Origin of the sequence: Bacillus sp. JJ675 (assembly GCF_036963165.1) — a bacterium.
GTDB lineage: Bacteria > Bacillota > Bacilli > Bacillales > Bacillaceae > Bacillus > Bacillus glycinifermentans.
Window position 1 is genome coordinate 50,458 of the sequence record NZ_JBALMR010000030.1, and the last position, 21,677, is coordinate 72,134.

The following is a 21,677-nucleotide window of genomic DNA, read 5'->3' on the forward strand; positions in this document are numbered from 1 at the left end:
TGTTGTGGTTAATTCTCATGTTCCTTTACCTCCGTGTAAGTAGATTGAGACCTTCTAAAAAAGATCTCCGTCGGGCCCTGACATATTTTGCATCGGCATCCAGTTACTATATTTTATAAAATAACCTTATATTTCAAAAAAAGGACATATTTAAGAGGGGNNCTGGTGAATATTCACCAGTCTTTTCAATCCATTTTTTCAATTTGCACTCTTCCTGAAAAAAAGGTTGCTCCTCCTCCCATGTCGGATAAGCGGTCCGGGGTTAGCGCATTGACGAGATAATTCTTTCCGTCTTTGTCGGCCCACAGTCCTTGGCTGACGACGACGCCGGGAAGGACGTTTTCTCCGACTGCGGCGGTCAGGATGCACTCTCCTCGGTCATTTCGAATTTTTACGGAGTCGCCGTTTTCGATGCCTTTTTCTTCCGCATCTTTTATGTTGATATGGAGCTTTGGTTCCTTTTCCAATTTGATATGTTTTTCGTTATTTGAAAACGTCGTATTCAAGAAATTATGGTTCGGCCCGGGCACGAATAAAAACGGGTATTCTCCAGTCTCCAAAAGGGGAGTATGAGTCGGCAGGGCGGGATAGCCGTCCTGTTCCATCTTTTTCGAATACAATTCGATTTTTCCGCTTGGCGTCGGGAGCCGCTCGGGAAAAATGGTCTCTCTTTTCGCTTTGACAAAATGCTTTTCAGACAGGCTGTCAAAATCGATTCCGTCAAGCCACGGATTGGCAGGATAATCAAGGGCCTGCCTGATCATCTCTTCATCCGAATCTTTCAGCGGCTCATCATCAAAGCCCATCGCCTCTGCGAGAAGGCGAAACACTTCTGTATTGGATTTGCTCATGCCGTACTTTTCGATGACGGGTCTTTGCAATTGCGTGTAGTGGTGCCAGTACGATGTGTAAAAATCCATATTTTCAAAAGCGGAAGAGGCGGGCAGCACGATATCGGCATACCGGGCGGTTTCCGTTAAAAATAAATCGTGGACGACCGTAAACAGGTCTTCGCGCTCGAGTCCTTTTCTGACCTTGTTCGCTTCAGGAGCGACAACGGCCGGATTGCTGCTGTATACAAATAAAGAGCGGATCGGCGGATCGATTTCCAGGAGGGCCTTGCCGAGCTGATTCATGTTGATGACCCTCGGCGTTCTGCCGTTCAGCAAGTCAGGGCGCTGCAGCGCTTTTGTATTATAGGCCAAAAAAGCGGTATTGCCTTTAATCGCGCCGCCTCCTTTTACCGCCCATTGTCCTGTAATGGCAGGCAGACACGCGATCGTCCGGACGATCATGCCTCCGTTGTCATGATGCTGAAGCCCGTTCCCGATGCGGATGAGGGAAGGGGAGGTCTTTCCGTACAGACGGGCAAGCTCGACGATATCCTCACGGGGAACGCCGGTAATCTCCGCAACCGTATCAGGATCGTACTGCAAAACATGCCGGCGCAGCTCTTCATGGCCGACCGTATATTCTTTAAGAAACGCTTCATCGGCCATGCCTTCGGCAAATAAAACGTGCATGATGCCGAGAGCAAGGGCGCTGTCTGTACCCGGCAGGATCGGGATAAACCAGTCAGCCATTCTGCCGGTCTGATTTTTATGAACGTCGATGACAACGATTTTTGCGCCGTTTTTTCTCGCCTTTTGGGCGATTGTTATTTGGTGCATGTTCGTTGAGACCGCGTTAATTCCCCAGAATATAAACAGATTCGTCTCTGTTGTATCTTCGGGATCTGTTCCGATGCTTCCGCCCATCGTATATTGATACCCAACTGAGCCTGCAGGGGTGCAGATGGCCCGTTCAAGCTGGCTTGATCCGAGACGGTGGAAAAAGCGCCTGTCCATTCCTTCGGCTGTCAAATTCCCCATATTTCCGTAAAAACTATAGGGCAAAATGCTTTCCGGGCCTTCTTTTTCGATCAGCTCCGTCCAGCGGGTGCGAATGGTGTCGATCGCTTCATCCCAGCTGATCGGTTCGAATGTCCCGGATCCTTTCGGGCCCGTCCGTTTCAGCGGCGTCTTCAGCCGTTTCGGATCGTAAATCCGCTCCGTCATGTTGCGGACTTTATTGCATATGTTGCCCTGTGTGACCGGATGATCCGGGTCGCCCTGAATTTTAACGATCTTGCCGTCTTTTTTATGAACGAGAAGACCGCATTGATCAGGACAGTCAAGTGAACATACGGATTTGAAAATGCCGTTCTTTTGATGAACATAAGATTCCATGGACTCCGTTCCTTTCCGATGAAAAAATGAATATGATTCTAGCATTATATCATGTCACAACATCCCGTCAATTCTGAAAAATCCGCCGACAGGACATTTTGCCTGTTGTCTGTACAAAATCACCGGCGAAGGAAAGAGCGGCTAAGAATTTGCCGGCATTTCACGTTTCATAAAAAACCCCCGGCATTCTCCTGATGGAAAAGCCGGGGGCCCTGAAGGATCCTAGTTTTCGTCAAAATCCGGCGCAACCGCCTTTTTAATGAATAATGAGATCAGAAAAGCGATGCAGGTCAATGCCAGCGCAAACCAGTAGGCATGATGGATGCCGTGCGTCATCGCTTCATTCATGATTTGCTCGCTGGCCGGCGCCTGTTGTTTTTCCAGGAAGCTTTGTTTCCCCTGGCTCATGATGCTTACAAAAACCGAAACACCAAGAGCCCCTGCTACAGGCTGGAGAGTGTTGGCAACGGCTGTTCCATGCGGATACAGCTTCTTCGGCAGCTCATTGAGCGCATTCGTCTGCGCAGGCATCATGATCGCGGAGATCGACAGCATTAAGACGATATATACCAAGATAAACGACCATATCGGAATGGAAGGACCGATGTTGCTGAAGAAAACCATGACGCCGACCAATACGACGGTGCCCGGTATGATGAGCTTTCTCGGTCCGAGCTTATCGAATAAGCCGCCCATCGCAGGGGACATAAGGCCGTTCAGCAGCGCACCGGGAAGCAGCAACAGCCCGGCGGTCTTTGCAGATAAGCCGAGAGGGCCCTGCAAATACATCGGCATCACAATTTCCGATGCAAACATCGCCATAATGACGATCACAAAAAGAATCAGACCGCGCGAATAATTTTGATAGGCAAACACCCGCATATCCAATAACGGCTCTTCCAGCTTCAATTGACGGAGCACGAACAGCACAAGGCTGATCAGGCTGACAGCGATCACTGTAATGACTGTCGCAGACGCAAATCCATGCGAAGCCTCACCGGCGCTGCTGAAGCCGTAAACCATGCCTCCGATACCGATCGTTGACAAAATGATCGATAAAACGTCTGCACGGGGGCGTGTTACTTCACCGACGTTCTGCAAATACTTCGCGGCGAATAGAATCGAAAAAACAGCAAACGGAATCACGATGATAAACAGCCAGCGCCAGCCTAATAAATCAACGATAACCCCCGATAATGTAGGACCGATTGCTGGAGCAAACATAATGACCAGGCCGAACGTCCCCATAATCTTTCCGCGGACTTCCGGGCGGTACATTAAAAGCAAAGCGTTCATGATAATGGGAATTAACAATCCGGTGCCGACAGCCTGAATCATCCGTCCGGCCAGCAGCATCGGAAAATTCACCGAACAGGCTGCAATAACCGTTCCAACCAAAAATACGGTCATCACGCCGATAAACATCTGCCTTGTTGTAAACCACTGAATGAAAAGGGCCGAAACGGGCATTAAAACGCCCATTACTAGCATGAAGCCGGTCGCCAGCCATTGAACGGTCGCAGCATCTATGCTGAAGGCATCCATTAATTCGGTTAAGGCAATATTGAGCAATGTTTCGTTTAATATTGCGAAGAAAGCGCCAATCATAAATGTAATCAGTATTGCTTTGGAATTTAGTTTTTGTTCCATACCATTCCTCCTGTAAAAACCATCTTGCCGAAGCCGGGGCATGTTCCGCTTCAGACAGCTAGCTGTCATATAAAATGAAGACTTGACCCGGAGTCAAATCCTCTCGTGTATCATCTGTATTTTCGTTTTATCTGTTTACGTGTCTCCACCGCCATTTTATAGACTTTTTTCTTACGATTGGCAACTATATGAGTATACTTGGTCTTTGCCATTTTTACAATAAATTTGTTAGGTTGTTTCTTAAAAGCCTGCGTTGTAAGACACTTGTCGGATATTTTGATGAAACGCCGGCCCGAGCATTTTATTTGTTAACGATTTAGGATTTCTTTATACTTTTCATGTACATACATATTGAAAGGAAGTTTTGCTATGCAATCTCTACAAAACAAAACGGCCCTGATTACAGGCGGAGCCAGAGGAATCGGCCGTGCAGCCGCATTCGCCCTGGCGAAAGAGGGCGTTCATATCGGCCTTGTCGGCCGTACGATGGCCAACCTTGAAAAAACGGCGGCAGAGCTGAAGGCTTTCGGCGTGAACGTGTCGATTGCAGAAGCGGATGTGAAGGATTTAAAAGCCGTGGAAAACGCAGTTGAATCTGTAAAAAAAGAGCTCGGCAGCATCGATATTCTCATTAATAATGCCGGAATCGGCGGTTTTGCAGGTTTTCTTGAACAGACTCCGGAGGAATGGGAGAATATCATCCAAGTCAACCTGATGGGCGTATACAACGTAACCCGCGCTGTTCTGCCTGATATGATCGAAAGAAAAGCAGGAGATATTATTAATATTTCTTCAACAGCGGGTCAAAGAGGCGCAGCAGGCACGAGCGCTTACAGCGCATCTAAATTTGCGGTCCTCGGCCTGACAGAATCGTTAATGCAGGAAGTCAGAAAGCACAACATCCGGGTGAGCGCACTTACGCCAAGCACAGTCGCCACAGATTTGGCAATCGAATCAAAATTGACCGACGGAAACCCTGAGCGCGTCATGCAGCCGGAAGACCTTGCGGAATTCATGGTGGCGCAGCTTAAACTGCACCCGCGCATTTTCATTAAATCTGCAGGTATGTGGTCAACAAATCCATAAAAGAAAAAAGGACGAGCGCCCATGGGGGCTTGTCCTTTTTCTGTCATTTAATATAAAAGCCGCACCGGAAGCCGGCGGACGCCGAAAACAAACGGACTTTGAATCGCTTCAAGCTTCACCCGGTCATCCCTTTCCACCGATGCATGCCGAAGCAAATGCGACAGGGCAATGTTCGCTTCAAGGCGGGCGAGGGGAGCCCCAAGGCAAAAATGGATGCCAAAGCCGAAACTCATATGTGGATTTGACTTGCGGTCAAGCCTAAAGGATTCAGGATCGTCAAACTTGGTTTCATCCCGATTGGCCGATGCCACCCAGCTGATGACGGAAGAGCCCTTTGGAATCGAAACGCCCCTGATCTCGGTATCTTGGGCTGCGACGCGGCCAATCGCCTGCACGGGCGGATAGTAGCGCAGCGTTTCTTCAACGAGATGAGGCACGAGGGACAAATCATGTCTGACGGCCTCCTGTGTGTGTGCGTCCTCTGTTAGATAGCGGACGGCATTCGCGATCAAATTGGTTGTCGTTTCATTGCCGGCCACCAAAAGAAGCGTACAAAAACCGAGCAGTTCCTCTTCAGTTAATTTCTCTCCTTCTACCTCAGCCTGAATCAAAAGCGAAATCAAATCTTCTTTGGGCGACTTCTTGCGTTCCTTGATAATCCTTTTAAAGTAGTCTTTTAAATAGTCATTGCCTTCTTTGCGCCGTTTGCTCATCAGTTTGACGGCTTCATCCGAGCTGTCTGAAGCACCCGAAACCAATATATCAGAGTAGTGCTTGAACATGCTGCGGTCTTCAGGCGGAACACCGAGCAGCTCAGCAATGATAATCACAGGGAGGGGAGCTGCCAAATCGTCTACCAAATCAAACGACCGCCTGTCTCTTGTTTCATCAAGCAGAAAGGCTGTCACTTCGCCGATGTGCGATTCAAGCTGCTTCACCGCCTTCGGTGTAAAAGCCTTATTGACGATCGCCCTCATGCTTGTATGCCGCGGCGGATCCATCGTCAGCATGGTTTTTCCCTGCATGTCCCCGCCGCGTTTTGAAGAAAAGAGCTTTGGCGATTTCAATACATATTGAACATCTTCATAAGCGAAAATATCCCAGCACTTTCGATCGTCATCGAAGCGCACAGGGCTTGTCTGCCGAAGCCGGTTATAAATAGGAAACGGGAAGAGCCGGTCTTTGCTTGAGCTGATTTCTTTCATCGGAATCCAATTCGCGTAACGGTTGCTGGTTTGAATCGAATTTGTCATGGTAACTCTCCTTTTTTGAATCAGTCGAAATAGATTTCCATGAACCGGTTCATACCATTACGTTAGCACCCTTTTTGCATTTGTTTCAACGGACATATTTTGAAAAATTTGTCAACCGGACAAAAGTTGCGCTTTGAAAAGGGACAAAATATGCGGTTCTCAGATGGGATTCATTTACATATCAGGGCTTGTCTGTTACATTTTAAATAGCAGTATATTTTAATAGATGAAAGGAATGATTGCGCTTACAAAAAAGTGAACCTGCCGGAAAGCTCTTGGCTGTTTTCAATTTAATCGTAAAGGAGACTTGATATGAAAACAAACGTTTCAGAGTCTTTTCACGAGAAAACCGCAGACGGTCGTTTGCTGACAGCAGAATCAGATGGGAGGACATCGGCGGAAAAAGTGCCGAAGTTTACCGCATACCCGTTTACGTTAGGAGTTTCCTCAGGAGAACCTCTTCCCGGCGGAGTAGTGCTGTGGACCCGGCTCGCTCCAGAGCCGCTTAATGGGGGAGGGATGCCTCCAGAAGACGTGACCGTGAAATGGGAAGTCGCCCGCGATCCTGAATTCCGGGAGATCGTCAAGCAAGGAGAAGAGACAGCCAAACGGGAGTATGCCCATTCTGTTCATGCCGAAGTCGAGGGGCTTGAACCTGACACCGTTTATTATTATCGCTTCCATGCGGGGTATGAAACCAGCCAGACAGGCCGCACGAAAACGCTTCCCCTCCAAACCGCCTCTGTTGATCAGCTTGTATTCGCTTTTGTCTCTTGCCAGCATTTTGAAGAAGGATATTACACCGCATACCGCCGGATTGCCGAAGAAGAACTCGACTTTGTTTTGCATTTAGGAGATGCGATTTATGAGTACGGCCCAGGCACAAACGCTAAAAATGTCCGCCTTCATAAAGGTGCGGAAACCTTGACCATCGACGACTACAGAACGCGTCACGCCCAGTACTTGTATGATCGCGACTATAAGCTTGCCCGCTCGCTTTTTCCGTGGATCGTGACATGGGACGACCATGACGTGGAAAACAACTACGCCGGGCTGACTCCAGAAAAAAATCAGCCTCCTGAACCTTTTATCCTCAGGCGGGCAAGCGCATATCAGGCCTTTTATGAACATATGCCGCTCAGACGGTCGTCGCTGCCAAGGGCCGAGGATATGCAGATGTACCGGAAAGTCACATACGGCGACTTGGCGGAGTTTCATATCCTTGATACCCGGCAATATCGGGACGATCAGGCCAATCAAGACGGCAATAAGCCTCCGAGCTTTGAATCGACCGACCCCTCAAGGACGATCTTAGGACATGAACAGAAAAAATGGCTGTATGACGGACTTCGCCGTTCACAATCGATCTGGAACGTCCTCGCCCAGCAAGTCTTTTTTTCGCAGGTCGATCACCAGGACGGTGATGTTAAAGTATTGCCGATGGATGGGTGGGACGGATACTCGGCCGAACGAAACGAGGTTGTCGAATTTTTGCAAAAGCAGCATATTTCAAACCCTATCGTTTTGACAGGGGACGTTCATACGAACTGGGTTTTTGACATCAAAAGCGATTTTGATAACCCAAATTCGACAACGGTCGGCGCTGAATTTGCCGGAACCTCCGTGACGTCTGGGGGAGATCGTGCGAATACAATCAAAAATCCTGACATCCTTTATGCAGAAAATCCCCATTTGAAATTTTTTAACGATCAGCGCGGCTATGTACGCTGCACGGTGACGCCGCAGCAGTGGCGAACCGATTACCGGCTTCTCGAGTATGTATCAAGACCTGGTGCACCGATCGAAACCGTTGCTTCATTCATTTGCGAGAATGGACGGCCCGGTGTCCGCCGCGTCTATGAAAATATGTAAATAAAAAAGGCTGTGCCTTAAAAAGCGTGTCGGCGCTTTTGGGCACAGTCTTTTCTTTTTAGCTGACAGCTTCCTCCTGTGAAAACTGGCTGTTGTACAAATCTGCATAAAAGCCTTTTAGGCGCAGAAGCTCTTCATGGCTTCCTTTTTCGATAATATCTCCGTTTTTCATTACGAGAATGAGATCCGCATCTTTAATTGTAGAAAGACGATGGGCAATGACAAAACTCGTGCGGTTTTCCATCAGCCTGTTCATCGCTTTTTGGATGTTCATTTCCGTCCGGGTGTCGACGCTGCTTGTCGCTTCATCCAAAATCAAAATCTTTGGATCTGCCAAAATCGCTCTTGCAATCGTCAGCAATTGCCGCTGCCCCTGGGAGATGTTTTGCGCATCTTCCGTCAATACCGTGTCATAGCCGTCGGGGAGGGTGCGGATAAAATCGTCGGCATAGGCGCTTTTGGCCGCCTGAATGATTTCCTCTTCTGTCGCGCCTTCGCGTCCGTATGCGATATTGTCGCGGATCGTTCCGTTAAACAGCCATGTGTCCTGAAGAACCATCGCAAACATGCTTCTTGCCTGTTCGCGCGACAGATCGGTGAGATCCGTGCCGCCGACTTTGATTTTGCCGCTGTTTACTTCATAAAACCTCATCAGCAGGTTGATAATCGTCGTTTTGCCGGCGCCGGTCGGTCCGACAATCGCGATCGTCCGGCCTTCTTTGACATCAATGTTTAAATCGCGGATCACCGGAACGCTTTCATCATAGCCGAACGCGACGTGTTCAAATGATACATCGCCTTTTAATGTCGCAAGATCGAGATCGGCAGGCGTTTCCCTCATTTCCTCTTCCTCATCCAAAATGCTGAACACCCGTTCCGCGGAAGCGATCGCCGATTGGATCGTGTTGGCGATGCCGGCGACTTGGACAAGCGGCTGGGAAAACTGCTGGGTATATTGAATAAAAGCTTGAACGCCTCCGACAAGAATCGTTCCGTTTAAAACAAAAATGCCTCCTGTAATGCTGACGAAAACATAGCCGAGGTTTCCGATGAATGTCATCATCGGCATCATTAATCCGGAAATAAACTGCGATTTCCAGCCGGATTGGTACAGACGCTCATTTATTTCGTCAAACTGCTGAATCGCTTTGTCTTCATGGCCGAACGCTTTCACTTCCTGATGGCCAGTGAACATTTCCTCAACATGCCCGTTAATGGAGCCGATTTCCTTCTGCTGTGCGGCAAAGTGCTTTTGCGAGAAAGAGGCAATCAGTCTCACGGCAAGCATGCTGAGCGGAATCGTGATGCACACGACAAGCGTCAGCACCGGACTGATCAACAGCATCATGATGATGATTCCCAAGATGGTGATCACCGATGTGATCATTTGCGTGAGCGCCTGCTGAAGCGATGTATTGATGTTGTCAATATCGTTGACCGCGCGGCTCAGCGTATCACCGTGCGAATGTTTGTCAAAATATTTTAAAGGAAGCCGCGAGAGTTTTTCATTGACTTCCTGGCGCATTTCAAAAATGGTTTTTTGGGCGACTCCGGCCATCAAGTACTGCTGCAAAAATGTAAATAGAGCAGAAAGTAAATACAGCCCTGCAAGGATCAGCGTAATCCGGCCGAGAAATCCAAACTGTACGCCCGTTCCCTTCGTAAAGCTTTCGAATAGGGAAGAGGTGGCGTCTCCAAGAAGCTTTGGACTGATGACATTGAACAATGTCGATAAAATCGCCGCAATGATGACCAGCACAAGCTGAAACGTCCGCGGCTTCAAATAGCCGGCAAGCCTTAAAATCGTTTTCTTAAATTCTTTCGGTCTTTGCTGCTGCATAACAGGAGTCATAGAGCCTGGATGCCGATGTTCTTTTTTACTCATGCGCTCTCCTCCTCAGTCTGCTGGGATGCGACGATCTCCTGATAGATGCTGTTTTCTTCCAGCAGTTGTTGGTGTGTGCCGATTCCGGCTATTTTTCCTTCATTTAACACGATGATTTGGTCTGCTTCAGTGATCGTGCTTACCCTTTGGGCGACGATAATGACGGCCGCATCAGCAGTTGTTTCTTTCAGCGCCTTTCTCAGCTTTTGGTCTGTTTTGTAATCAAGCGCTGAAAAGCTGTCGTCAAAAAGGTAGATTTCCGGTTTCCTGACGAGGGCGCGGGCGATCGAAAGGCGCTGCTTCTGTCCGCCTGAGAGGTTGGCGCCCGCTTGCTCGATATACGAGTCGATGCCGTTTTCCTTTTCCTTGACGAACTCTGAAGCCTGAGCGGTTTCGAGCGCTTCTGTCACTTCCTCGTCTGTTGCATCTTCTTTGCCGAATAGGACATTTTCTTTGATTGTTCCGCTGAATAAAGAAGCCTTTTGCGGAACGTAACCGATCTTTTCGCGAAGCTCTTTCTGCGGGATCTTTCTGACGTCCGTTCCGTCTACGAGAACCGAACCTTTTTCAACGTCGAAAAATCTTGGAATCAGTTGCAGAATCGTCGTTTTCCCCGCACCCGTGCTTCCGATGATCGCGGTCATTTCACCAGGTTTTGCATGAAATGAAATATCTTCGAGGACGGGTTTTTCGGCTCCGGCATAGCGGAATGTGACGCCTTTAAATTCAACATGACCGCGGAGGCCGGTATGTTCTGAAGGCTGCTTAGGATCTGTGATATTCGGCTTGATCAACAGCACTTCGTTAATCCGGTCGGCGGAAGCCTGAGCCCTCGGGATCATTACGAACGTCATCGCAAGCATGATCAAAGCGAACAAAATCATCGATGCATACTGGAGGAAGGCCATTAAGTTTCCGACCTGCATATCGCCTTGATCAATGCGGATTCCGCCAAACCAGATGATCGCGATATTGGTAAAGTTCATCATGATCATCATCACAGGAAATAAAAACGCCATAATTCTGTTGACAGCGATGCCGGTATCGCGGAATTCCTGATTGGCCTTCCGGAATTTTTCCTTTTCTTGATCTGCGCGGTTAAACGCGCGGATGACGCGGACGCCTGTCAGCCCTTCACGGAGGACAAGATTGAGGCCGTCCGTCTTTTTTTGCAGGACGCCGAAAAGGGGAACGGCTTTTCTTGTGATCAGAAAAATCAGTCCAGCCAAAATCGGCAGTGACGCCACAAAGATCAAGGACAGCTTCGCATCCCTGTATACGGCCAAAACGATGCCGCCGATCAGCATGAGCGGCGCTCTCGTCATCAATGACAGCATCATATTCAGAACATCCTGAACTTGCTTGACATCGTTCGTCGTCCGGGTGATGAGGGAAGAGGCGCCGACTTTTCCAAACTCCTCAAGCGAATAATGTTCAACTTTGACAAACAGCTCTCTGCGGATGTCTCTGCCGAAAGCAAGAGACGTTCTCGAGGCGAAGAATGCTTTTCCCATCGTCAACAAAATCGCGAGGAGCGAGCAAACCACCATCCACACGCCGATTTTGAGGATATATGTAATATCCGAGTTCACAATGCCGATATCGACGACATCCGCCATTAACGTCGGCAAATAAAGCTCCAGCATGCTGCCGAGCAGCGTAAAAAGCGCTACAAAGACAACTTGCAATCTGTAAGGTTTTAAGTATTTTAAAAGAGAAATCATGTTTCAACCTTCTTTTCAGTTTTTTTGCATTCAATAAAGTCGGACATTTTATGAATCAGATCGGCAAACTGCCTGCTCTCTGTCTCGCCAAGATACGAGACGAGCTGGCCGAACCACTGATTCAGCTTTTTGTGCACTTCGTCCGCCGCGCTTCTTCCCACTTCTGTTAAAAAAATGCGGACGATCCGCCGGTCTGCTTGATCCATGCGGCGGAAAATCAGCCCTTTTTGCTCGAGCCTGTTTAAAAGCTGTGTCACAAAAGGGGACGTGACATTCAGGAAGTGGCTGATCTCCGATACCTTTTTGCCTTCTCGCCCCGTTGTTTCATTTAAGAACATCAACGCTTTGGCTTCGCTTTTTTTCCACTCCATCTCAGGGAACGACCGGCTCATTTCCGAGCGTCGGAGCCGCTTAAAAGCGCAGATTAATTGCTCAACCGCCGCATCACGGTTGATTTGGTTTTGTTTCATAATGGCACCTGCTTCAAATTTAATTAAGTAAGTAAACTAAATAGCTATCATTATATTACATACAACAGCAAAATCGTGTCAACGAAAAACCTTTGAATAAAAAAGCCTGACTGTGTCAGGCTACTCGGCGAGTTTGAGGAAAAAATCTTTTAAATCGACATGGCGGAAATGTTCGGGCGTTTCTTCGGAGCCTGTGATGATCATCGGAGCGAGGCTGTCCGTTTTATAAAGAGAGCCGTGTCCGCCTCCACCGGGGTGTATCGGCGATGTGTGATCGGCAAATTGGAAACCGGGCTTCGCATCAGCGATGATATACCGGCCGGGATGGGAGTGAAAGGCGCTGAAAAGCCGGGCGAGGGCATCGGGATAATCGCCGTAGAAAAGAGACGTTCCGTCAGCCGACAAATCCAATACGGAAAAATCCCCGTCGAGCGTCCAGGTTTGTCCGTACTGATCGGCAAATCCTCCGCCGGGGCGGAAGCGAAGCGGTTTTACCGCTTGTTTTGAGGTAGCATATACCCAGCCGCCGTCTTTCCAGGCTGCAAAGCCGACCCTTTCATCGCGCTTGAGCGGCTTTACGGCGTCATTTACAGATATGCTTTGATCAAGCATGTATATAAATGCCATCCTGTCGTTTACGCCAAACATCAGTTGATCTTTCTCACTGGGTCTTTTATCAATTTTCGGAATCCGGTAATCGCCAAAAAGAGAGCGGAGCCGAATCACCGATTTTTGCCTGTCGCGGCCGATGGACGTCTGGCCGCTGTCTCCCATAACGATCCATACCGCTTGTTCGGCGGCGGCATCCCAGGAATCGTAGGCGTTTAGAATGCGCTGAAGCTGCTGATCCGTTTTTTCCAATCCGCTTGTATCCGCCGGTCCTTTATGATGAGTGCTGTGATCATTATCGGGAAAATAGGCTACGGTCAGGGAAGGAAGCTTGTGTTTCTTAATCAAATAAGACAGTTCCTGTGCAGTGAATTTGTTATTCAGCCCGTACCCGTTCCAAATCCGCTGATAGCGGTTATGAGGATCTGCTTGGGCAAAACGGCCGAATGAAAAGATAGCCGGGCCTTTTACGGCCATCTTTTCAGGCATCAGGCCAAGGCGTTTGACAGGAGGCGGAATGTTCAGGTCATGATCATATCCGCCGCGGTACACGAGGCCGTTGATGGAAGCGGAATGCTTTCCCCGTTTTTCCAGTTCTTCGTGAACCGTTTTCACTTGCGGGCTTAAATGTTTTTGATTTAAAGCATACATGGCGTCTTTAATCGGCTGTTTCACCCCGAGTGCGGCAATGTCGCTTTTGCCGCTCCCGTAGTTGACGATCCGATGTTCGTCCTGGTTATACCAGACAAGTCCTGCTACGCGGTGACGGTCAGGATAAGCTCCCGTCATGATGGTGCTGTCAATCGAAACAGACATGGTCGGATACGCGTTGACGACTCCCGGATGATAGCTGCCCTTTTCCAAAAAGAATCGAGGGGCCGGAGCGCGTCCTTCGTTGATGGCCTTTTTCAAAGGCCGGTCCATTAAAGAATCCACGATCAGCACGATGACGGGTTTATCTGCCGTTTTGACCGCTTCAATGTTTTCAGCCGCCGGCGTCTGTCTTTCCTCCCCGGCATTGATCCATATGATAAATGAGAACAGCGCGCATAAGAGGATGATTGCAATGATGGTCAGTTTTTTCATATGGCTTCATTCCTTTACAAATCGGGCGGATGATAAGCATATTTTGCCATGGATGTCTGACATATATAGCTGGTAAAACGGGGAAATCTAATCATTTAGAAAGGAGTGTAAAACGACGTGAGAAAACATAAATTCACGGCGATCCTTGCAATTGCCGCGGTTTTAATCGCCGCCGTCTTTTTGACGCTGAGATGTCTTGAACCCGAATATGCTTATATGCCGCCCAAAGAAAAAGTCATCTCAAAAGAAAACAGGACGAACGGATATGACATGTGGGGAACATTCGTTTCAAACAAAGATGCTGACCGCCTGCGGGTTTCAAGCCAAAAGGGTGCGGTAAAAGTCGATGATCGGCTCCATCAGTTGGGAAGGGACGTATTTTATAAGGAGACATTCGGCAACGAAGTTTTTTTGACCGATATCCTGGGACTCCTTGACGGACCGATCACGGTTACGAATATGACAAAAGCGATTGCCGCGCTCAAAGGGAAAGGAACGACAAATTTACGGGTCGAGCTCGCCAAAACGGCGAACATTGGCGGAAAGACGTTTAAAAAAGGGGAGGTGATCGATACCGGAATCGATGTGCCGAAAGGAGCCTTCGCTCCCCTCGGAATGCCGTTTAAATATTCGGACGGTAAAATCAAAGCCGGCATCAGCTGCGCGGCCTGCCACGCGACGACACATCCGAAGACGATGCAGGTGATGGAAGGGGTGACAAATCCGGATTTGAACACCGGATTGTTGCTGGCCCTTGCGACAAATTCGGCCGCTTATTTTACACATTCAGAAATCAAAAGCATCAAACGGTTCATCAACGACAACAGCCCTGTGATTACTGCGGCAAACGGCAAGAAAGAGCGCCTTCCCGATCCGGATAAGCTTGAAACCGCAGTCGATCAAGTTTTTCTAAAATGGCCGAGGGGCTTTTTCGACTCGACGATCGATATGAAAAGCAATCCGACGCAAATTCCGGATGCTTATACATTGGGCGACCATCCATACAGCTGGAGCGGAGCCGCCATGGCCGGTCCGTTTAAAGGCTTAAGCGTGTTCAGCAACAACGTTCATGCACAAAACTCTGACAGCCTCTCACAAGCCCCCGGGAGCAGGGCTCTTTTCGGAATAAGTCCTGACGTGTACATCGGAACGATTCTCCAGCGTGCGGCAGATCGGTCGTACCGCTATCATCCTGAAAAAGGGGAGAGCCCTTCAGCGTTTTTTGCAAAAGCTGATCCGACCCCGGGTGTTCCGGGCGTCAATCAGATGGTCAGGCCGCCAAGCTTTCCGAAGATTACGCTGGCTGCGCCGGACGGTGTTCACGTCGGTTCTCCGGACAAAAAGGTAAACGAAGAAAACAACGCCGTATCCGCTTGGCAAAACACGCTTGAACCTCCGAAGCCGCCGCAAAAAGCGGCCAGGGAGTCAATCGAACAAGGAAAAGCCGTTTTCGCAAAAGCGGGGTGCATATCCTGCCATTCCGGCCGTTATTTCACGAATAACAAGGTCATATCAGCGAAAGAAATCGGCACTGAGCCGACAAGGGCCCAGTCTTTCAAAAAAACGGAAAAGATCTTTGGCGAAAGCACGATGTACGCGCCGAGTACGACGGTTCCGGTTAAAAGCGGCGCAAAGGTGCTCAAGGTGCCGACAAACCATTTTGATCCAAAGCAAGTCGAACTGGCATGGGCGAAAAACGGCTCGCCGGGCGGCTATAAAGTCCCAAGCCTTATCGGTCTTTATTGGAGCGCCCCATACTTGCACGACGGCGGCGCCGCGGTCGGAAGCTCACTCAAGGAAACAGGCATCACGGAAACATTGGCAAAAGGCAAACCGGCCGACCCTTATAACAGCCTGCTCGCTTTGATCGACAGGGATCTCAGGACTCGCGTGATCAAGAGCAATGCGGCTTCGCCAGATGTAAAAGCCGTCAGAATCACGGGGAAGGGACACGAATTTTGGATCGACCCGAAAAGCGGTTTTTCTAAAAAGGAACAAAAAGCAGTCATCGACTATTTAATGAGCCTTCAAATGCCGAAGGAATGAGGGAACGGCCGCCTTTTTTGAAGGCGGCCATTTTAATAAAGAAAAAACTCATCCGGAGAACAAAAGACTAAAAATTCAGACATTAATTTTCTTTTTATGATAAAATAATTAAACCAGCCGGGCGAAAGCACCCGGCTGACTGATCGGTTTTATTGATATTGCTGAAGGCGCGAGAAAAACTTCTTCACAAACTGGTAAAAGTCTTTTGCAGATGGGGAAAGCTCCCTGTTTTTCGGCGTGATAATCCCCACGGTCCGTTTGACCTGAGGATAATCAATCGGGATTCTCTTCGTAAAACGGGGGGTTGTTTCATTAAAGGCGCTTTCCGGCAAAAGCGTTACTCCTATCCCGGCGGAAACGAGCCCTTTTACCGCATCCAAATCTTCGCCCTCCGACGATATTTTCGGGGTATATCCCACCTGTTTACAAGCGTCTACCGCCATTTTCCGAAAGATGAACCCGTCCGGAAACAGCACGTAATTGTCGTTTCTGAGATCGCCTAAATGAAGGCTTTTCTGTTCAGCGAGCGGATGGTTGACCGGAACGAGGGCAAAAATGCTTTCCGTAAATAAAATGTCTCCTTTAATATCGGCATTGTTCGTCGGAACAGGACCGAGAAAAGCCAAATCGATGTCCCTGTTTTTCACCGCTTCAATTAAAAATTTATATGAACCCTGTCTCAAATGAAAAGCGACGTTCGGATACTCCTCTTTAAACGCGGAAATGACGGTCGGAAGAAACTGGCTCGCAAGGCTTGTCGGAAAGCCGATTTTGACGGTTCCTCTGTGAGGGTCCAAATACTCATCGATTTGTTCTTTCGCAAAATCGATCGCTTTCATCGCGGTTTTAATGTGATCCAAAAACTGCCTTCCGATCGGTGTGAGTTTAACATTTCGGCCTTCGCGTTCGAAAAGGTCAACGCCGAGCTCTTCTTCGAGGTTGGCAATCTGCCTGCTGATCGCCGACTGGGCGACGTGGAGATGCATGGCGGCCTCTGATACGTGTTCCCTTTCTGCTACTTCCATAAAGTAGTGCAACTGGCGTAATTCCATCGTGTTTCACCTGCTCATCTCAAAATGAGATTGTTTTAATCTAAATTATATATTGTTTGTATAGATTTGAAAACCTACAATAGGATTAGAATTTGTAAGATTTTATGACCGGGGATTAACGGGAAAAATGAACGGGGGAGAGGAACTATGACTTATAACCAATTACCGAAAGCGCAAGGTCTCTACCGTCCTGAATTTGAACATGATGCATGCGGAATCGGTCTTTACGCTCACTTAAAAGGCATTCCTACCCATGATATCGTCAAAAAAGGATTGCAAATGCTTTGTCAATTGGACCACCGGGGCGGTCAGGGCAGTGACCCGCATACCGGAGACGGAGCGGGCATTATGATGCAGATTCCTAATGCTTTTTTCAGAAAAGTCTGTTCCGGCTTTCAATTGCCTGAAAAAGGGCGATATGGGGTCGGCATGATTTTCTTTTCAAAAGATGACAGCGAACGCGAGCAAATTGAAGCGCACATTAATCATCTGATCGAAGAAGAAGGTCAGTCTGTGCTCGGATGGAGAACTGTACCGACTAATGTCGGAAAAATCGGAACAGTGGCACAAAAAAGCGCCCCTGTCGTCCGGCAGGTATTTATCGGGGCGAACGGACAGCTTAAAGACAACTTGGCGTTTGAACGCAAATTATACATCATCCGCAAGCAGGCGGAAAACTGGGCGCGCGAACGTGAAAAATCGTTTTATGTCGTCAGCCTCTCGAGCAACACGATTGTCTACAAAGGGCTGCTTACGCCTGAGCAGGTTGATGCTTTTTATGAAGACCTGCAGGATGAAGATTTTGTTTCGGCTTTTGCGCTTGTTCATTCACGCTTCAGCACAAACACGTTTCCGAGCTGGGAAAGGGCGCACCCGAACCGCTATCTCATCCATAACGGGGAGATCAACACGCTTCGCGGCAATATGAACTGGATGAAAGCAAGAGAGCAGCAGTTTGTTTCCGAAGCGTTCGGGGACGACCTGAAGAAAGTCCTTCCGGTCCTGGATGAAAACGGAAGCGATTCCTCCATACTGGACAACGCTTTTGAATTCTTCGTGCTCGCAGGAAGAACGCCGGCGCATGCGGCAATGATGCTGATTCCTGAACCGTGGAACGAGAATCCATACATGTCAAAGGAAAAGAAAGCCTTTTATGAATACCACAGCTCATTAATGGAGCCGTGGGACGGCCCGACGGCGATTTCGTTTACAAACGGAAAGCAGATCGGTGCGATTCTCGACCGTAACGGACTCAGACCGGCACGCTATTATGTCACAAAAGACGACTACATTATTTTTTCCTCTGAGGTCGGCGTCATTGACGTTGAACAGGAAAATGTTTTGTACAAAGACCGGCTTGATCCTGGAAAAATGCTGCTGGTTGATCTCGAAGAAGGGCGGATCATCTCGGACGAAGAGGTGAAATCAGAAATCGCCGGCGAGTTTCCATACCAGGAATGGCTGAAGAAAGGCTTGGTTCATGTCAGCAATGACATCGAGGAAACAGAGGAAAAACCTGCGCCTGACCTTTTGACCCGCCAAAAAGCGTTCGGCTATACGTATGAGGATATTCAAAAATATTTGATTCCGATTATTACGGAAGGAAAAGATCCGCTCGGGTCGATGGGAAATGACGTTCCGCTTGCCGTTTTATCAGACCGGCCGCAATCGCTGTTCAATTACTTTAAACAGCTGTTTGCCCAAGTCACCAATCCGCCGATTGATGCGATCCGCGAACAGATCGTCACATCGACTTTGACATGGCTCGGAGCCGAAGGTGACGTTCTTCATCCGAACGAAAACAGCTGCCGCAGGATCAAACTGTATACGCCTGTTTTAACGAACGCACAGTTCAACTCGCTGAAAGGGCTTGTGCATCAGGATTTTAAAAGCAAGACGATCGACACGCTGTTTACCGGCGATTTGAAAAGCGGACTTGAAGACATGTGCAAGGAAGCGGACAAAGCAATTGCAGAAGGGGTTACGCTGCTCATCTTATCCGACCGCAAAATGGACGGACAAAAAACACCGATTCCTGCACTTCTTGCCGTCAGCGCTCTGCATCAATATTTGGTCCGCGCCGGGAAACGCACGAAGGTCAGCATCATCGCCCAATCGGGTGAAGCAAGGGAAGTTCACCACTTTGCCGCATTGATCGGCTACGGAGCGGATGCCATCCATCCGTATCTCACGTACGCTACGTATAAAAAAGCGATTGAAGAAGGTGCCCTTTCAATCAGCTACGAGGAAGCTGTCACAAAATACAGCAAAAGCGTAACCGAAGGCGTCGTCAAAGTAATGTCGAAAATGGGAATCTCCACTGTTCAAAGCTATCGGGGGGCGCAAATTTTCGAAGCGGTCGGCATCGGCAAGGATGTTATCGACTGTTACTTTACAGGTACGGCGTCACAGCTCGGCGGCATCGGGCTTGATACGATCGCTGAAGAAGCGAAGCGCCGCCACAGGGAAGCATATGCAGATACGTTAAATGAGACGCTTGATGCAGGCAGCGATTTTCAATGGAGAAAAGGCGGCGAACATCACGCCTTTAACCCAAAAACGATCCATACGCTGCAATGGGCCTGCCGCAAAGGAGATTACAGTCTCTTTAAGCAGTATTCCAAGGCTGCGGACGAAGAAAGAATCGGCTTTTTGCGCAATCTCTTTACCTTTGACAACACGCGGAATCCGCTGCCTCTCGAAGAGGTCGAATCTGTTGAATCGATCGTGCGCCGCTTTAAAACCGGGGCTATGTCATTCGGTTCGTTGAGCAAGGAAGCTCATGAAGCACTGGCGATTGCGATGAACCGTTTAGGCGGAAAAAGCAACAGCGGGGAAGGCGGGGAAGATCCGGCGCGCTTTATTCCGGACGAAAGCGGCGACAACCGCCGCAGCGCCATCAAGCAGATCGCATCAGGCCGCTTTGGCGTTAAAAGCCACTATCTCGTCAACGCTGACGAACTGCAGATCAAAATGGCCCAAGGCGCAAAACCCGGAGAGGGCGGACAGCTTCCGGGAAATAAAGTCTATCCGTGGGTTGCCAATGTCAGGGGATCAACGCCGGGGGTCGGCTTGATTTCACCGCCGCCGCACCATGACATCTACTCAATCGAAGACTTGGCGCAATTGATCCACGATTTGAAAAACGCCAACCGCGATGCGCGGATCAGCGTGAAGCTCGTCGCAAAAGCCGGTGTCGGCACGATTGCGGCCGGTGTCGCAAAGGCTACGGCAGACGTCATCGTCATCAGCGGCTATGACGGCGGTACAGGCGCATCTCCGAAAACGAGCATTAAGCATACCGGCCTGCCGTGGGAACTTGGCCTTGCAGAAGCGCACCAAACATTGATGCTCAACGGCCTGCGCGAACGGGTTGTATTAGAAACGGACGGAAAATTAATGACAGGCAGAGACGTCGTGATGGCCGCGCTTTTAGGTGCGGAAGAATTCGGCTTCGCCACAGCCCCGCTCGTCGTGCTCGGCTGTGTGATGATGAGAGCCTGCCATTTGGATACATGTCCTGTCGGGGTCGCGACGCAAAACCCTGAGCTTCGCAAAAAGTTCATGGGTGACCCGGATCACATCGTAAATTACATGCGCTTTGTCGCAGAGGAAGTGCGCGAACTGATGGCGCAGCTCGGCTTCAGAACCGTTGACGAAATGGTGGGCCGCACAGATGTCCTTCGCGTCAGCGAACGCGCAAAAGCGCATTGGAAAGCCGGTCAGCTCGATTTATCAAATCTGCTGCACCAGCCCGAAGGCGCACGTACATTCCGTACGCCGCAGAATCATAAAATCGATGAGTCGCTTGACATGACCGAGATACTGCCTGCGGTAGGCACTGCGATCGAAAACGGGCTTCCGGCGGAAGCGTCGTTTGCGATCCGCAACATCAACCGTGTGACAGGAGCGGTCACCGGAAGCGAAATCTCAAAACGGTACGGGGAAGAAGGCCTGCCTGATGACACGATCACGCTGCGCTTTACGGGCTCTGCCGGGCAAAGCTTCGGGGCATTTGTGCCGAAGGGCATGTCGCTTTATTTGACGGGGGATGCCAATGATTATATCGGAAAAGGCTTGTCAGGCGGAAAAATCGCCGTCAAGGCGCCGGACGATTTCAATCCGGCTTTCCGCGACAATGTCATCGTTGGAAACGTCGCATTTTACGGGGCAACAAGCGGTGAAGCTTATATTAACGGGCTCGCCGGTGAACGGTTTGCCGTCAGAAACAGCGGGGTAAATGTTGTGGTCGAAGGAATCGGAGACCATGGCTGCGAGTATATGACCGGAGGACGCGTCGTTGTATTAGGGGATGTCGGCAAAAACTTCGCAGCCGGGATGTCAGGCGGAATCGCCTATGTGTACGCCGAAGACAAAAAGGCGTTCAAACGGAAATGCAACATGGAAATGATCGAATTCGAGACGCTTGAAGCGCCTGAGGAAATGTCGGAGCTGAGAGCGATGATTGATAACCATTACCGCTATACAGGCAGCTCTAAAGCGGCTTCGATTCTTGAAGATTGGGAATCAGCCGTCACCCGGTTTATTAAAGTGATTCCGAAAGACTTCAAACAAATGATAGAGCGGATAAAAGAGCAAAAAGCTGCCGGCTTATCTGACGAAGAAGCGATGATGTACGCGTTTGAAGCCGGTACAAAGCAAAAGATTCAAACTTCTGCCTCAGCAAAAGAAGCGGTGGCACAGTAAGAAAGGGGA

12 protein-coding genes are annotated in these 21,677 nt (G+C 49.2%); 4 read left to right on the forward strand and 8 right to left on the reverse strand.

All coding sequences use genetic code 11. The features are described from left to right. Positions 1-185: 185 nt before the first annotated feature. Both V7126_RS08510 and V7126_RS08515 read right to left on the reverse strand, forming a co-directional pair. Positions 186-2,228, reverse strand: coding sequence for a molybdopterin-containing oxidoreductase family protein (locus V7126_RS08510; protein WP_335497528.1), 2,043 nt, complete (start codon positions 2,226-2,228; stop codon positions 186-188). 222 nt (positions 2,229-2,450) lie between these two features. Continuing rightward, on the reverse strand, positions 2,451-3,878 hold the full coding sequence (locus V7126_RS08515) for an MDR family MFS transporter (protein WP_046130923.1): 1,428 nt from the start codon (positions 3,876-3,878) through the stop codon (positions 2,451-2,453). A 369-nt stretch (positions 3,879-4,247) separates the two neighbouring features. On the opposite strand from V7126_RS08515, the gene V7126_RS08520 reads away from it, so the two are divergent. Beyond that, positions 4,248-4,964: a 3-ketoacyl-ACP reductase gene (locus tag V7126_RS08520; RefSeq protein WP_046130924.1), complete on the forward strand. Its 717-nt coding sequence runs from the start codon at positions 4,248-4,250 to the stop codon at positions 4,962-4,964. Positions 4,965-5,011: 47 nt separating this feature from the next. Here the strand turns inward: V7126_RS08520 and V7126_RS08525 are convergent, their stop codons facing one another. Further along, positions 5,012-6,217 (reverse strand): cytochrome P450, encoded by a 1,206-nt coding sequence (locus tag V7126_RS08525; RefSeq protein WP_046130925.1) that lies wholly within the window; start codon positions 6,215-6,217, stop codon positions 5,012-5,014. A 312-nt stretch (positions 6,218-6,529) separates the two neighbouring features. Here V7126_RS08525 and V7126_RS08530 point away from each other — a divergent pair, with 312 nt between their 5' ends. Continuing rightward, positions 6,530-8,089: an alkaline phosphatase D family protein gene (locus V7126_RS08530; RefSeq protein WP_175075106.1), complete on the forward strand. Its 1,560-nt coding sequence runs from the start codon at positions 6,530-6,532 to the stop codon at positions 8,087-8,089. A gap of 58 nt (positions 8,090-8,147) precedes the next feature. Here the strand turns inward: V7126_RS08530 and V7126_RS08535 are convergent, their stop codons facing one another. The 4 genes from V7126_RS08535 to V7126_RS08550 all read right to left on the reverse strand — a co-directional run bounded on the left by V7126_RS08535 (position 8,148) and on the right by V7126_RS08550 (position 13,863). Continuing rightward, the gene (locus V7126_RS08535; protein WP_046130927.1) at positions 8,148-9,974 is read right to left on the reverse strand and encodes an ABC transporter ATP-binding protein; all 1,827 of its coding nucleotides are present in this window, start codon (positions 9,972-9,974) and stop codon (positions 8,148-8,150) included. Continuing rightward, positions 9,971-11,698 carry an ABC transporter ATP-binding protein gene (locus tag V7126_RS08540; RefSeq protein WP_046130928.1) on the reverse strand — a complete coding sequence of 576 codons (1,728 nt, stop codon included), beginning with the start codon at positions 11,696-11,698 and terminating at the stop codon, positions 9,971-9,973. Before V7126_RS08540 ends, V7126_RS08535 begins: the two co-directional genes overlap by 4 nt. Continuing rightward, positions 11,695-12,168, reverse strand: a complete 474-nt coding sequence (locus V7126_RS08545) for a MarR family winged helix-turn-helix transcriptional regulator (RefSeq protein WP_046130929.1) — start codon at positions 12,166-12,168, stop codon at positions 11,695-11,697. Before V7126_RS08545 ends, V7126_RS08540 begins: the two co-directional genes overlap by 4 nt. Before the next feature lie 120 nt (positions 12,169-12,288). Then, positions 12,289-13,863: an alkaline phosphatase family protein gene (locus V7126_RS08550; RefSeq protein WP_335497529.1), complete on the reverse strand. Its 1,575-nt coding sequence runs from the start codon at positions 13,861-13,863 to the stop codon at positions 12,289-12,291. Between the two features lie 117 nt (positions 13,864-13,980). Here V7126_RS08550 and V7126_RS08555 point away from each other — a divergent pair, with 117 nt between their 5' ends. Next, positions 13,981-15,909: a hypothetical protein gene (locus V7126_RS08555; protein WP_052948524.1), complete on the forward strand. Its 1,929-nt coding sequence runs from the start codon at positions 13,981-13,983 to the stop codon at positions 15,907-15,909. Positions 15,910-16,058: 149 nt separating this feature from the next. On the opposite strand, the gene V7126_RS08560 is transcribed toward V7126_RS08555, so the two are convergent. Next, positions 16,059-16,961 (reverse strand): LysR family transcriptional regulator, encoded by a 903-nt coding sequence (locus V7126_RS08560; protein ID WP_046131478.1) that lies wholly within the window; start codon positions 16,959-16,961, stop codon positions 16,059-16,061. Positions 16,962-17,108: 147 nt separating this feature from the next. On the opposite strand from V7126_RS08560, the gene gltB reads away from it, so the two are divergent. Further along, complete coding sequence (gene gltB / locus V7126_RS08565) at positions 17,109-21,668, forward strand: glutamate synthase large subunit (protein ID WP_335497530.1); 4,560 nt, start codon at positions 17,109-17,111, stop codon at positions 21,666-21,668. The last annotated feature ends 9 nt before the right edge of the window (positions 21,669-21,677 follow it).

What these genes read in the sequence shown, in the direction of transcription:
- V7126_RS08510 (WP_335497528.1), bottom strand. Translation starts at nt 2,228, where the DNA reads ATGGAATCTTATGTTCATCAAAAGAACGGCATTTTCAAATCCGTATGT.
- V7126_RS08515 (WP_046130923.1), bottom strand. Translation starts at nt 3,878, where the DNA reads ATGGAACAAAAACTAAATTCCAAAGCAATACTGATTACATTTATGATT.
- V7126_RS08520 (WP_046130924.1), top strand. Translation starts at nt 4,248, where the DNA reads ATGCAATCTCTACAAAACAAAACGGCCCTGATTACAGGCGGAGCCAGA.
- V7126_RS08525 (WP_046130925.1), bottom strand. Translation starts at nt 6,217, where the DNA reads ATGACAAATTCGATTCAAACCAGCAACCGTTACGCGAATTGGATTCCG.
- V7126_RS08530 (WP_175075106.1), top strand. Translation starts at nt 6,530, where the DNA reads ATGAAAACAAACGTTTCAGAGTCTTTTCACGAGAAAACCGCAGACGGT.
- V7126_RS08535 (WP_046130927.1), bottom strand. Translation starts at nt 9,974, where the DNA reads ATGAGTAAAAAAGAACATCGGCATCCAGGCTCTATGACTCCTGTTATG.
- V7126_RS08540 (WP_046130928.1), bottom strand. Translation starts at nt 11,698, where the DNA reads ATGATTTCTCTTTTAAAATACTTAAAACCTTACAGATTGCAAGTTGTC.
- V7126_RS08545 (WP_046130929.1), bottom strand. Translation starts at nt 12,168, where the DNA reads ATGAAACAAAACCAAATCAACCGTGATGCGGCGGTTGAGCAATTAATC.
- V7126_RS08550 (WP_335497529.1), bottom strand. Translation starts at nt 13,863, where the DNA reads ATGAAAAAACTGACCATCATTGCAATCATCCTCTTATGCGCGCTGTTC.
- V7126_RS08560 (WP_046131478.1), bottom strand. Translation starts at nt 16,961, where the DNA reads ATGGAATTACGCCAGTTGCACTACTTTATGGAAGTAGCAGAAAGGGAA.
- gltB (WP_335497530.1), top strand. Translation starts at nt 17,109, where the DNA reads ATGACTTATAACCAATTACCGAAAGCGCAAGGTCTCTACCGTCCTGAA.